This window comes from Microcystis sp. M165S2, assembly GCF_020245885.1.
In the GTDB taxonomy this organism is placed as follows: domain Bacteria; phylum Cyanobacteriota; class Cyanobacteriia; order Cyanobacteriales; family Microcystaceae; genus Microcystis.
The window spans coordinates 1-13,028 of sequence record NZ_JADBTZ010000019.1; the positions used below are offsets into that span (position 1 = coordinate 1).

General features: G+C 46.4%; 11 protein-coding genes and 1 tRNA gene. 5 read left to right on the forward strand and 7 right to left on the reverse strand.

Translation table 11 applies throughout. The features are described 5' to 3' along the window. Positions 1-227: 227 nt before the first annotated feature. The 3 genes from brnA to IM479_RS01055 form a co-directional block, all read right to left on the reverse strand. The gene (gene brnA / locus IM479_RS01045; RefSeq protein WP_286824857.1) at positions 228-452 is read right to left on the reverse strand and encodes a type II toxin-antitoxin system BrnA family antitoxin; all 225 of its coding nucleotides are present in this window, start codon (positions 450-452) and stop codon (positions 228-230) included. A gap of 310 nt (positions 453-762) precedes the next feature. Further along, positions 763-836 (reverse strand) — tRNA-Met (locus IM479_RS01050). Positions 837-927: 91 nt separating this feature from the next. Beyond that, positions 928-2,754: a peptidoglycan DD-metalloendopeptidase family protein gene (locus IM479_RS01055; RefSeq protein ID WP_287687370.1), complete on the reverse strand. Its 1,827-nt coding sequence runs from the start codon at positions 2,752-2,754 to the stop codon at positions 928-930. Positions 2,755-3,495: 741 nt separating this feature from the next. On the opposite strand from IM479_RS01055, the gene hflX reads away from it, so the two are divergent. Next, positions 3,496-5,199, forward strand: coding sequence for a GTPase HflX (gene hflX / locus IM479_RS01060; RefSeq protein WP_287687372.1), 1,704 nt, complete (start codon positions 3,496-3,498; stop codon positions 5,197-5,199). A 245-nt stretch (positions 5,200-5,444) separates the two neighbouring features. Here hflX and IM479_RS01065 read toward each other — a convergent pair whose 3' ends face one another. After that, the gene (locus IM479_RS01065) at positions 5,445-6,557 is read right to left on the reverse strand and encodes a DegT/DnrJ/EryC1/StrS family aminotransferase (protein ID WP_286824036.1); all 1,113 of its coding nucleotides are present in this window, start codon (positions 6,555-6,557) and stop codon (positions 5,445-5,447) included. A 126-nt stretch (positions 6,558-6,683) separates the two neighbouring features. Here IM479_RS01065 and IM479_RS01070 point away from each other — a divergent pair, with 126 nt between their 5' ends. Further along, a complete protein-coding gene (locus IM479_RS01070; protein ID WP_287079350.1) occupies positions 6,684-7,460 on the forward strand; it encodes an ABC transporter permease in 777 nt (258 codons plus the stop codon). A gap of 95 nt (positions 7,461-7,555) precedes the next feature. Here IM479_RS01070 and IM479_RS01075 read toward each other — a convergent pair whose 3' ends face one another. After that, complete coding sequence (locus IM479_RS01075; RefSeq protein WP_286824034.1) at positions 7,556-8,572, reverse strand: type I glyceraldehyde-3-phosphate dehydrogenase; 1,017 nt, start codon at positions 8,570-8,572, stop codon at positions 7,556-7,558. A gap of 131 nt (positions 8,573-8,703) precedes the next feature. Between IM479_RS01075 and IM479_RS01080 the strand changes: the two genes are divergently transcribed. The 3 genes from IM479_RS01080 to murB all read left to right on the forward strand — a co-directional run bounded on the left by IM479_RS01080 (position 8,704) and on the right by murB (position 11,559). Then, complete coding sequence (locus tag IM479_RS01080) at positions 8,704-8,946, forward strand: hypothetical protein (protein WP_287687374.1); 243 nt, start codon at positions 8,704-8,706, stop codon at positions 8,944-8,946. Positions 8,947-8,981: 35 nt separating this feature from the next. Continuing rightward, positions 8,982-10,409, forward strand: coding sequence for a UDP-N-acetylmuramate--L-alanine ligase (gene murC, locus IM479_RS01085; protein ID WP_287687376.1), 1,428 nt, complete (start codon positions 8,982-8,984; stop codon positions 10,407-10,409). 271 nt (positions 10,410-10,680) lie between these two features. Further along, positions 10,681-11,559, forward strand: coding sequence for a UDP-N-acetylmuramate dehydrogenase (murB, locus tag IM479_RS01090; RefSeq protein ID WP_287687378.1), 879 nt, complete (start codon positions 10,681-10,683; stop codon positions 11,557-11,559). 284 nt (positions 11,560-11,843) lie between these two features. On the opposite strand, the gene IM479_RS01095 is transcribed toward murB, so the two are convergent. After that, positions 11,844-12,125, reverse strand: coding sequence for a HigA family addiction module antitoxin (locus IM479_RS01095; RefSeq protein WP_287687380.1), 282 nt, complete (start codon positions 12,123-12,125; stop codon positions 11,844-11,846). Between the two features lie 5 nt (positions 12,126-12,130). Beyond that, the gene (locus IM479_RS01100) at positions 12,131-12,409 is read right to left on the reverse strand and encodes a type II toxin-antitoxin system RelE/ParE family toxin (RefSeq protein WP_287687382.1); all 279 of its coding nucleotides are present in this window, start codon (positions 12,407-12,409) and stop codon (positions 12,131-12,133) included. Positions 12,410-13,028 lie beyond the last annotated feature (619 nt).

Below are 13,028 nucleotides of genomic sequence, written 5' to 3' on the forward strand. Positions count from 1 at the left end.
GAAAACGGACGGGTCGAAAGTGTCAGACTTAAGCAATTAAGCGTTTTTCGCTATCTGCGTCAACCCCGTTGACGCGACCACCCTAAAAAAGTGGCGTGGTGAGGAATCGCCGTCCGTTTTACGGCGGCGAGGATGTCAATAGGCGTTGTCAGATCAGAATATGAAAGATGCAATGCAATCCTTGCTATCAAAGCAATTGGAGTTCCGGTGCTGATTCGGATCATCTTTCAATTTGACAACGCCAATTTTTCCTCAATCCAGTCTTTGACAATAGCTTGTAACGGTAAATCACGACGCTGACTTTCTTGCTCAAGAGCCTCTACCATCCATGAGGGAAACTCAAACGCAATTGTTTGTTCCTCGGAATTAGAACGTTTAATTTTAGTTAAATCCAAGTATTCGATGATATTTTCTCCATCATCAAATTTGCGGTCAAAATCTTCAGCTTTCATAAATTTCTACCTCTTCAGGTCTAGAGCGTTTCCGTGGCTGCATCTCAATTTGGTCAAAATATCTATAGGACATTTTGGGCGCACGCAGTTCGATAAACTCACTGACCACTAGGCACTCCTACAATAATATTATGGTAGTGACTGTATCGGCAAAAGTTATAGTACAATTGAGCTAATAAACTTTGGAATTCCCTTGCTGCTGTTATCAGTAAAAAGTTATCAGGTAGAATCTGAAGGGAGCGTTCCCAAGTAAAAGGGAACGAGATATCACCTGATTATAATCTTGCTGGTTTTCTTGGAGCTTGTCCGATGGCTCAGGGCAGATTTGAACTGCCGACCTTGGGCTTATGAGTCCCCTGCTCTGACCAACTGAGCTACTAAGCCGTTGTTTACACAGTTATCAATAATAACACACAATCACCCAATTGCACAAGAGCAAAAAAGGGAAGATTTTTTCTTCCCTTTGGGGGCATCTTTAACGTCTGCCTGGCAGGAAAGCCATGGGATTGACTGCTCCCTGGCCGGAGGGGTGAACCTCGAAATGTAGGTGGGGGCCGGTGCTAAAACCGGTGCTACCCATCTGGGCGATTGGCTCGCCTTGCTGAACAGTTTGGCCGCGACGCACCAGCAGACGGCTGTTATGGGCATAGAGAGTGGTGCTACCATCGGGGTGACGCAGTTTCACCAGATTGCCATAACCGCCAGAATTCCAACCGGAGGAGATTACTTCACCGGCAGCCGCGGCCACAACCGGTGTACCCACTGGACCGGCGATATCGATGCCGCGATGAGGTCTGCCCCAGCGCCAACCGAAACCGGAAGTTAACACACCCCTGGTGGGCCAGATAAAGCCGGTAAAAATGGGGGTGGGATTAGGTAAATACTCATCGGGATTAGCGAGGGGAGGAAGGGAAGGTTCTACGGTTTCGCCGACGGGGATTCGTAGGCGGTCATTATATTCTTCCACATTGGTAGGAGCCGAACCGATAATCTGTGGGGGGGTGCTTTGGTTAGAACGAGAACGAAGGGCAGCCCATTGAGGGTTAGGGGTTATTTGCCGATCATCGACGGTTTCTGCGGGATTATCGACGGGAATAGCGATACTTTTCTGGGTTTCCGAAAGGTTAGTTTCCCGCAGATTAGCCACCTCTTGGCGCAATCTTTCCCGATAGCTGCCGGTGATATTTTCGGGGAATTCTTCCGTCTCCGTGGTGGCAGTTGCGGCGGGCAAATTTTGTCGATTGCTGGGGTTAAAGGACAATCTCGGGCGATCGCCGACCAAGGGGGTAAGATTTTGATTAACTCTAGCGTTGGCAGAGCGGTCGGGAATCACTAGGGTTTGATTAACTTTAATCCGGTTGGGGTTGTCAATGCCGTTTTCCCTGGCTAATTCGGCGGGGGTGATGCCGAGAGCGCGAGCGATCGTGTTTAAGGTATCCCCTGGCCGAACCCGATAAACTTGATTTTCTGGGGGAATTATGACCCGAGGATTGGGAACGGCGGGAATTTCAGTGACAGGAGCCGGATTTCCTAGGGCGACGCTGGGAATTTCCGGTCTGCTTGTCCAGGGAGGATTAACGGGAATTGTGGCTATCGGGCGATCGCTTTCAGGGGTGGGAACGGGAATCGGGATCACCTGGCTGGTTGGTCGGGGCGATTCTTCGGGAGCAATAACGGGAATCTCGACAGCGGTTGGCGAATTATCGGGAACGAGAGCGGTAGTTTCGGTGACAATTACTGTTTCCCCGGAATCGGACTGATGGGGGATTTCCTCGGTCCGTAGGGCGGCCAAACTTTCTTGGAGACGTTGACGGGTTTGACGCAGACTAGCAGAGGAACTATCCAACTGCTCAGGAGTTGCTGCCGGGGCTGCCGGGGGCAACTGCTCAGGAGTGGGAATTTTTAAGGTTTGTCCGATAATCAGATCGGATTGGGGGGGGAGATTATTGCGGGTAGCGATCGCTGTAGGGGTGGTTTGATAGGTGTCGGCTAAACTCCACAGGGATTCTCCCGGTTTTACCTGATGCTCCACCACTGATGTGGCGATGAATTTGACGGTAGCAAGTGCTTGGGATTGGATTATTTGCGGTTCTTTTAGTTCTTTACCCGCACCTTTTGCTTTTTGGGACAGGTCAATTACTTCCCATTCTAAGGGTACAGAATTGGCGGCCTGGGCTGATTCTGAGGTGGAGTTGAGAATGCTAGGTACTCCCAGAGAGAGTGCTAATCCCAGCAGGGCAGCCGAGCAACGGATTCGGTTAGACTCAGCAGTGCAATTCTGTTCTGGGGTAGCGGATGTCATGGGGTTGTGGATAAAAGTCTCTTTCAAACAGACCTCCTGTGGTGTAAAGAGTTAGCTAGAGCCAGTCGATTCAGCCGATGATTCTAGCTTTCAGCATTAGCCTTGAGGCTAGAGTAGAAGTTAGGCAACTTTCTTTTTAGTCAAAATACCTAAAGGTGACTTTTAGGAGAGATTAACTTAGATTTTGAAATTGTGCAAGTCTCCCTCTGACTATTAGCATCGGGATCACGGCAAGTTGGTGACATTTTGAATGTCCAGATTGACGATGCTCTATCTCAGTTGTTCCAAGCTGATCAGCATTTTTGGTCCTGCCAATTTTTGCCAGTTTTTCATAGAAATTTTTTATCTGTTTTGCCGTTTACAAAGAAATTATTAATCATTTCCCATCCGTTTTTAATAGAGTGAGGGGAATTTCTGAAATGGAATTCAGTCTGTCTATATTTGACTATACTTTTACTAACTAGGGTCTGCTGAAAAAGTTTTTCGTGGGGACAGGGTGTGGGGTGTGGGGTGTGGGGTGTAGGTTTTTACCGAATTTTGGGGGAAAAAGTCCCGGAATTTTCCCCCGATCACTCCCAGAACTGGTACTTTTTGATTGACAAAAAGTCTAAAAGTCTTACCCAACAAGGTTTTTAGATTTATTCAGCAAGCCCTAACTATCACACCTCATTTTGAGGAGAAAGAAACGCCCTCAAGGAGCGGCGAGTCTCATAATCGCTACAATAATAGATAAAATTCTAATTGCGAGGAAAGCCTATCGATACCATCTTCGGCAATACCCAGGGACTGAAAGCCAGTCAGATGAAACAGCTACAAAGGCTGTACCATGAACGCTTGCCCATCGATACTCTCACCACCCCAGAATTCGCCCAAAGACTGGCGGCCATCAGTACCGATATCCATCAACCCCTCTGCACCTATATCAACCGTCGCGGCCAGGTAATTCGTGTGGGAGTGGGAACCCCCCGACAAACCCAATTTTCTCTCTTGGAACTACCCCGCTACGGTTCTGAACGTCTTTGCGGAATTCGTTGTATCGCCACGGAACTCAAGCAGGAACCGCCAAAAGAATCCAGTTTAACCGCCATGGCTTTGCAACGATTAGACGCACTGGTGACCTTAACTCTAACCGGTACAGGTATGATCCGTCGCGGTGGTGGGGCAACTGGTTATGTGGAGCAAGTCTATCTGGCTCATCTCATACCACAAAGTCAAACAAATGTCAATAGTAATATATACTGGTCTGTCTCCCCGCCCTTAAATCTAGAGGATTTAAGCAAACAGGACTTTTTAGAGTTAGTGGAAGGACTAGAGGCGGAGTTTCAGCGAGAATTTACGGCTATAACCGTTGATACAGCCGAAGATCGGGTGCTATTGGTTGGTTTAATCACCGACGGGATGAGCGATCGCCAGTTCGAGGACGGTTTAAGCGAATTAGAACGTTTAGTTGATACCGCCGGGGGCAAAGTTTTGCAAGTCACCCGACAAAAACGGGATCATCCCCATCCTCAAACAGTGATCGGTTCGGGAAAAGTGGCAGAAATCGCCCTACAGGTGCAAACTTCGGGGGCTAATTTAGTTGTATTCAATCGCGACCTTTCTCCCGCCCAAATTCGCAATCTAGAGAACCAAATCGGGGTGAGAGTCGTTGATCGCACCGAGGTAATCCTGGATATTTTCGCCCAACGGGCCCAATCCCAAGCGGGTAAACTACAGGTAGAATTAGCCCAATTAGAATACACTTTACCCCGTCTTACCGGGCGCGGATTAGCCATGTCGAGATTAGGGGGAGGAATTGGCACTCGCGGACCGGGGGAAACAAAATTAGAAACAGAACGCCGAACTATTCAACGTCGTCTATCCCGTCTCCAGGATGAGGTAGATCAACTGCAAGCTCATCGTTCCCGTTTACGCAAACAACGGCAAAAACAAGATGTAGCCAGTGTGGCGATCGTCGGTTATACCAATGCGGGAAAATCTACTTTAATTAATGCGCTCACCGCTGCCGAAGTTTATACCGCCGATCAACTGTTTGCTACCCTCGATCCCACCACCCGACGCTTAACTATTACCGATCCCCTCACCCAAGTCTCTCGCACCCTTTTACTAACCGATACGGTGGGTTTTATCCACGAATTACCCCCCTCGCTGGTGGATGCTTTTCGGGCAACTTTAGAGGAAGTAACGGAAGCAGAAGCATTACTCCATCTGGTGGATCTGTCCCATCCAGCTTGGGAAAGTCAGATTGCCTCGGTATTAAAAATCCTCTCGGAGATGCCGATTCAAACCGGTCCGATGTTAATGGTGTTTAATAAGTTGGATCAGGTAAAAAGCGAGGATTTGGAAATAGCTAAGGAAAAATATCCCCAAGCTGTTTTTATCTCGGCTATTCGTCGGCTAGGATTGGAAACTTTAAAACAAAAGTTAATCGATTTAATCGCTTAAGTATAGCAGTAAGCTGTCAGTATTCAGGAGACAGGAGTTAGGAGTCAGTATTCTCCGAGTCAGTCCTGATGAAAAAATTTTCACCACCAGAGATGAAAATATTCTGATTGACGAATTTGCGTTATTTCAGCTTCTATTTTCAAGTCAGGAGAGGAGGTGGTCGGCGGTCGGCAGCTTTTTTCTCCCCACTTCATAATTTATAATTCATAATTCATAATTCCTAATTCCTAATTCCCACTGATAACTTAGGAACTATGCAAACAATCTTTCAGCGCATAGGCTACCTGTTGTTGTTCCTCGAAGCTTAAATCGGGGAACATAGGTAAAGATAACACTTTTTCACTGGCCAATTCAGCCACAGGTAAATCGCCTTTTTTATAGCCTAAATACTGATAAACCGGCTGTAAATGCAGAGGAATCGGATAATAAACCATGGATAGGACATCTTTTTCCTGCAAAGCCGCCCGAATTTGGTCACGATTTTCCGTTAGGATTGTGTACTGATTCCAAACGTGCTTACCTCCGGCTAAAGCGGCAGGTAAAGTGATATTAGGCAAGGGTTGCAGTAATTCCCGATAACGTTGGGCAATCTCGATCCGTTGATTATTCCAAAAATCGAGATATTTCAGCTTAATTTGCAAAATAACCGCTTGAATGGCATCTAAGCGGCTATTCACTCCGATTACCTCATGGAGATAACGCTCCTTGCTGCCGTGTTCTTTAATCATGCGAATTTGTGCCGCTAACTCGGGGTTATTGGTGGTAATTGCGCCACCATCGCCACAACCGCCTAAATTTTTGGTGGGAAAGAAGCTAAAACAGCCAATATCGCCGATACTCCCCACTTTCTGCCCATGCCATTCTGCTCCCGTTGCCTGCGCGCAATCCTCAATCACCAATAAATTATGAGAACGAGCGAAATTTACCACCTCAGACATATTGACAGATTGCCCAAAAAGGTGTACTGGGATAATCGCTTTAGTCTGGGGAGTAATCGCTTTTTCCAACAGTGCCACATCGAGGTTAAAAGTATTAATATCGATATCGACAAAAACCGGTACTGCACCGACTAAATTAATCGCTTCGGCGGTGGCAATAAACGAAAAAGTAGAAGTAATTACTTCATCCCCCGCTTGAATACCGAGGGAGCGCAGTGCCAGATAAAGGGCATCGGTCCCTGAATTACAGGCAACACAATCGCTAACACCATGATAGAGGGCGAATTGTCGTTCTAATTCGCTCACAGCTTCGCCACCAATATAGCGCCCAGAACGGAGGATTTCTAAAACGGCATGGTTAGCTTCTTCGCTGATGACTTGGTATTGACGGGATAAATCGACGGGGGGAATTTTACTCACGCGCTTTCACTCAAATTAGAGACTAATCAGGATTTGTCTGCGAAAAGAAGGATTAATTAGTCAAAAATAATTATAAACTTGCTATTTATAGATGAAGTATCCTTGTAATTTGTTTCTTTAATTTTTATGGATGGATTAGTAGAACTAAATTTGGTGGATTTGGGTTGGGCTTTGGGGATGATGGGTATTTGTTTACTCCTCTCCCGTTGGTCAAATTTAGCTCTAGAGGGACAATTATTATTAGCGACCGGTCGATCGATCCTGCAATTATTAGTGGTAGGCTACGTTATCGCCGTTATTTTTTCCCTGGATAATCCTCTAGCTGTGCTGGGGATTTTGGCAGTGATGATGACTATTGCGACTATTGTTGCTAAAAATCGCATTGATAGCCGGGATAAAGGCTTATTACCGCTAGTTTTCGGCTCTTTATTGATTAGTAGCTGTCTAACTTTAGGTTATGCCATCGCTTTAATTATTCAACCAGAACAATGGTACTCACCCCAATACTTAATTCCCTTGACGGGGATGGTGTTAGGCAATGCCATGAATAGTGCCTCTTTAGCCGGGGAAAGATTAAGCAGTGCGATTAAAAGTCACCGTTTAGAAATCGAAACCCATCTTTGTTTGGGGGCAACCCCTCAACAAGCGATCGCAGGTTATCAAAAAGAAGCGATTCGAGCTAGTTTAATCCCCACCCTCAATCAGATGATGGTGGTGGGTTTAGTCAGTTTACCCGGAATGTTCACCGGACAGGTATTGGCAGGAAGTGAACCTTTAAACGCCGCTTCCTACCAGATACTGATCCTGTTTATGATTGCCCTAGCTAACCTAATCACCGCTCAATTGGTGACAGAGGGAATCTATCGGCGCTTTTTTAGTGAGAATTTATCACTTATCAGTTAACAGTTAGTCAGTTATCACTAGCCACTAACCACTAACCACTCCTGACTCCCAATTAACGCCCACTGTTCACTGATTACTGTTTACTGATCACTGATTTAGCCTTTCCACTTGCTGGCGACGACTTCAGCGAGATCAACCACGCGTTGGGAGTAACCCCATTCGTTATCGTACCAAGCGATAACTTTCACCATATCGCCACCCATCACCATCGTTAGACTAGCATCGATGATCGAGGAGGCATCAACACCGCGATAATCAGAGGAAACGAGGGGTAAATCATTATATTCGAGAATTCCTTTCAAAGAATTTTCCGCAGCTTCTTTGAGAACTTCGTTTACCTGTTCCGCGATCGTGCTTTTTTCCACTTGCGCGACTAAATCCACTACAGAAACGTTAGGAGTGGGTACACGCAGGGCGATACCGTTAAGTTTCCCTTTCATTTCGGGGATAACTAAGGCTACAGCTTTGGCAGCACCGGTGGAGGTGGGAACGATGTTAACGGCAGCGGCGCGAGCGCGACGGAGATCCCGGTGACTAGCATCGAGAATGCGTTGATCACCAGTGTAACTGTGGGTGGTGGTCATCGTCCCTTTGATGATGCCGAAGTTTTCGTGAATCACTTTGACGACAGGAGCAAGACAGTTGGTGGTACAACTGGCATTGCTGATGACATTGTATTTATCGTGTTCGTATTCGTGAGCGTTGACACCGACGACATAGGTTCCCACACCCGAACCTTTACCCGGTGCGGTAATGAGGACTTTTTTAGCTCCTGCGACAATATGCTTAGAAGCGCCCTCTTCATCGACGAAAACACCGGTAGCTTCGATCACTAGATCTACACCCCATTCTGCCCAGGGCAGATTGAGGGGATTGCGATCGGAATAACATTTAATGGTTTTACCGTTAACAATTAAAGAATTATCATCGGCATCGATATCAGCGTTAAGTTTGCCTAACATCGAGTCATATTTGAGCAGGTGAGCGTTACTTCGGGGATCGGATGTATCATTGATCCCCACTACCTCCAAGCCACTATCAGTCCGTCCTAACCAACATCTTAGGAAATTACGTCCAATCCGTCCGAAACCATTGATCGCTACTCTAATCACTGCTGCTTGCCCTCTACGTTTTAGTGCAATACATAAAAAAATAATTAATGTTCCCAATCATACCCTAAAGGTTGAACTTTGCGATCCCGATCGAAAATAATTTATTAGCTCACCAATCTTATCGGGTTTAAATGAGCAAATTTAATTTATTAAAGCGATTTAAAGCCAAAATTAGCCTAAATAGGGTTTGCGGCAAAACACCCCGCACCCCACACCCCACACCCTACACCCCACTTCCCACTCCCCAAAAAAAGGAATTGGGAGAAAAAAATTTAATTCTGCGTCAAGGATTTTGCAAGGCAACTGGGCAACATTTTGGAATTCTGCTCAAATGCTCCTATCATGAAGTTGACTTTACTACCGATCGAGTTTAAAACTTATATAATCGTGGGTTTGAGGAGTGAAAACAGTGAAAAAAGTTAATTTTAACGGCCAACCTTTCCATTTCATCGGTATTGGCGGTATTGGGATGTCAGCCCTCGCTTATATCTTAGCCAAGCGCAATTTACCTGTGTCTGGCTCGGATTTACGTCCTACTCATATCACCCAACGTCTACAGGGAGCGGGAGCGCAGATTTTCCACCGTCAAGAGGCAAATAATTTAGCTTTATTTCATTCTCCGGGCCCGCAAAACAGTAGCCAAACAGTTCCGCAAGTAATCTGCTCCACGGCGATTAATGACCATAACAAGGAATATCAAGCGGCCAGAAACTTAGGATACCCAATTTTTCACCGTAGCGACGTTTTAGCGGCTTTAATCGCCGATTACGACAGTATCGCCGTCGCTGGAACCCACGGAAAAACCACCACTAGCAGCCTAATCGGTTACGTTCTCCTGGAAGCGGGATTAGACCCCACGATCATTGTCGGTGGTGAGGTGGACGCTTGGGAAGGTAACGCTCGTCTTGGTCAAGGTCGTTTTTTAGTAGCTGAGGCCGATGAGTCCGATGGTTCCCTAACCAAGCACGCCCCGAAAATCGGCGTAATCACCAATATTGAGCTAGATCACCCCGATCACTACCATAATTTAAGCGAAGTTATCGACACTTTCCATGAATTCGCTAATCAGTGCCAGATTTTAGTCGCTTGTTTAGATTGTGACACGATCGCCGAGCATTTCTGTCCCACGATTAGTTATAGTCTCGATCCCGAAAAAGGTGCCGATTACACCGTCAGCGAGATTATCTATGAACAGGGAATGATGAAAGCTTCCGTCTGGGAAAAAGGTAGTTATTTGGGACAAATGGAAGTGAAAATCCCCGGGCAACATAATATTAGTAATGCTTTGGCAGTGGTTGCTATCGGACGTTATCTCGGTTTAGAATTTGCCGTTATTGCCGATGCGATCGCTACTTTTGCCGGGGCAAAACGCCGTTTTGAACACAAGGGAGAGGCAAACGGCATTACTTTTATCGATGATTATGCCCACCATCCTAGCGAATTGTTGGCTACTTTAGCGGCGGCAAAATTGAAGGTAGAAGGCAAACAGTACCAACGTTCGATCGCTATTTTCCAACCCCATCGCTACAGTCGCACCACTGCCTTTTTAGAGGAATTCGGCTCCGCTTTCAGTTCCGCCGATGTGGTAGTGTTAACGGATATTTATAGTGCTGGGGAAGTGAATATCAATCACGTCACCGGGCAGCAAGTGGCCGAACAGGTGAGAAAACACCATAAAAATGCCTACTATCACCCCGAATTGAGTTCTTTAGGTCAATTCCTGCTAGAAATTCTCCAACCAGGGGATCTAGCTCTGTTCCTCGGCGCTGGCAATCTCAATCAAGTTATCCCGGAAATGCTCTCTCTTTACTGCGAACAATTAGCACTTAGAGTATAGGAGCTAGGGAATGGGGAAATGGGGAAATGGGGAGATAGGGAAATTTCAGCTAAATTCCCCACTACCCCAAAACCCTAAAACCCCAACCCTCAACACCCAACACCCAAAACCCTAAAACCCCAACCCCGAGCTAGGGAATGGGGAAATGGGGAGATAGGGAGATAGGGAAATTTCAGCTAAATTCCCCACTACCCCAAAACCCTAAAACCCCAACCCTCAACACCCAACACCCAAAACCCTAAAACCCCAACCCCCAACCCCCTAAAACCCTATGATTAAAACCTCTGTTTCTCTAGCTGATTTCACTTCCTACCGGGTGGGGGGAAGAGCGCAATGGTATGCCGAACCCATTAATCTAGAGGAATTAAGAGAAGTGTTCGCTTGGTGGCGATCGCAAGATTTGCCCTTGACTGTTTTGGGGGCTGGTTCAAATTTACTAATCAGCGATCGAGGTTTACCCGGACTTGTCCTCAATACTCGCCATCTGCGATCGAGTTGTTTTGATGGCGAAACTGCTACGATTACAGCAGCAGCGGGGGAACCCCTGCCAAAAATAGCTTGGAGAGCGGCAAAACGGGGCTGGAAGGGCTTAGAATGGGCGGTGGGTATCCCGGGTACGGTGGGAGGTGCTGTGGTCATGAATGCGGGCGCACATACCTCCTGTGTGGCGGATCGATTAGTGCGGGCGCTGGTATTAAATCCCGATGGTCAGTTAGAAACTTTAAGCAAAGAAGATTTAAATTATAGTTATCGCAGTTCTTCTCTGCAAGGGGATCAACGTTTAGTTGTCGAAGCCACATTTCAGTTAGAAGCTACCGATAATTGTGAGGAAATAATGGCAATTACTACCCATAATTTACGCCATCGCAAAAGTACCCAACCCTATGATCGTCCTAGTTGTGGTAGTGTTTTCCGCAATCCTAAACCGCAATTTGCCGGGGCTTTAATTGAGGAAATGGGATTAAAAGGTTATCAAATTGGTGGGGCGCAAGTATCAGAATTACACGCTAATTTTATCCTGAATATTGGTTCGGCAAAAGCGTCGGATATTCTGCGTTTAATTCGTCATGTGCAGGAACAAGTGTTCGATCGCTGGTCTTTGTGGTTAGAACCAGAGGTGAAAGTTTTAGGGGAATTTGACGGGATTTAACTATTTTTCTCGATAACGGTGGAACTCAGCCGCGATGGGCTGGAGTGCGACGGCAGATATTTTTATAATCCTCTAGCATGGTGCGTTCCCCAAAAATCTATTGGTGGAGCAGTAGGAGCCACATTAGGGAACGCACCCTACAGCGATGGCGATCATACTATTTTTAATATATCTCGTGGGTGGTGCGTTACATTTAATTAACGCACCCTACGCAATCGGCGATCTGCTATGCAGTGCCTTCGGCATCGCACTGGGGGGTTGAGTCCGTCGGCTGCAAACCCTGGTTAGGCAACTGATAGCCGTTTGACTTTGATATTGCCAATTGTCTGCTCTGCTTGCCATAGATCGTATTGCATTTGCTGATTGAGCCAACTTTCAGGAGATGTATCGAAAGCTTTCCCTAAGCGAATTGCCATTTCGGGGCTAATACCTGCCCTACCATTTAAGATGGCAGATAGGGTTTTTCGACTTACACCCAATGCTTCAGCAGCCTCAGTCACAGTCAGATTCAAAGGTTCGAGACAAAGTTCTTTAAGAACTTCACCAGGATGTGGTGGATTATACATTTTCATCAGTGGTAGTCCTCAAGATCGACATCACAAGCATCAACACCGTCAAAGGTGAAAGTGATCCGCCAGTTTCCAGATACTCTCACCGTCCAGGTTCCTTTACGTTGCCCTGCCAGTTCTTGAAGTACCAATCCGGGCAAGTTCATGTCTTGCGGTGAAGTTGCAGCACTGAGACGAGCCAGAATCAGCCGAATTCGTTTGGCATGATTTGCTTGAATGCCTCGGATGGTTCCCGACTCAAAGAACTGCTCTAGTCCTCGATGCTTGAAACTGACTATCATCCATTAAGTGTAACCCATAACGTTACTGGTTACAACCCAACGATAAAAAAATAACGCCTACTATTTTTAATATATCTCGTGGGTGGTGCGTTACGACGGATTGCTAGTCCTAAGTAAGAGCAGAGATTGTCGCCGTCTAACGCACCCTACTGGACTATTGATTATACGGAAATTTTCCGTATATTACGCCCAAAAGCGTGTTAGCCAGATTAGCCTACTGCTAGTGGAGCGGTAGGAGCCACATTAGGGAACGCACCCCACGGCGATGGCCATCACACTAATTATATACTAGACGGATTTTTTCCATACAACACCCCAAATACGGATTTTCTAGCTCTTCGTTACTTGTTATGGTTCGATAGGGTGGCATAAATAAACTAAATCCTTATCTGGCAAGAGATTTAATTGATTAGTTCGCTCTAGATCAAAAACAATTGACAAAAATCGCCAAACGTTTTTCTCTATAATGGTTCCATCCTTTTTGACACTCTCCGCCCTAAAAGTGCGGAGATTCTTGGGCTGAATCCTGCCTCTACTAGCAAAGCTAATTTTGGTCTTACAGCTTCATGTCTAGTCCGACTACACCTACAAGGCAAGCACTCTTAGGGACTACTCCCCA

Coding starts and splice junctions, on each gene's coding strand:
- brnA (WP_286824857.1), bottom strand. CDS start 452: ATGAAAGCTGAAGATTTTGACCGCAAATTTGATGATGGAGAAAATATC.
- IM479_RS01055 (WP_287687370.1), bottom strand. CDS start 2,754: ATGACATCCGCTACCCCAGAACAGAATTGCACTGCTGAGTCTAACCGA.
- IM479_RS01070 (WP_287079350.1), top strand. CDS start 6,684: ATGGATGGATTAGTAGAACTAAATTTGGTGGATTTGGGTTGGGCTTTG.
- IM479_RS01080 (WP_287687374.1), top strand. CDS start 8,704: ATGAGCAAATTTAATTTATTAAAGCGATTTAAAGCCAAAATTAGCCTA.
- murB (WP_287687378.1), top strand. CDS start 10,681: ATGATTAAAACCTCTGTTTCTCTAGCTGATTTCACTTCCTACCGGGTG.
- IM479_RS01095 (WP_287687380.1), bottom strand. CDS start 12,125: ATGTATAATCCACCACATCCTGGTGAAGTTCTTAAAGAACTTTGTCTC.
- IM479_RS01100 (WP_287687382.1), bottom strand. CDS start 12,409: ATGATAGTCAGTTTCAAGCATCGAGGACTAGAGCAGTTCTTTGAGTCG.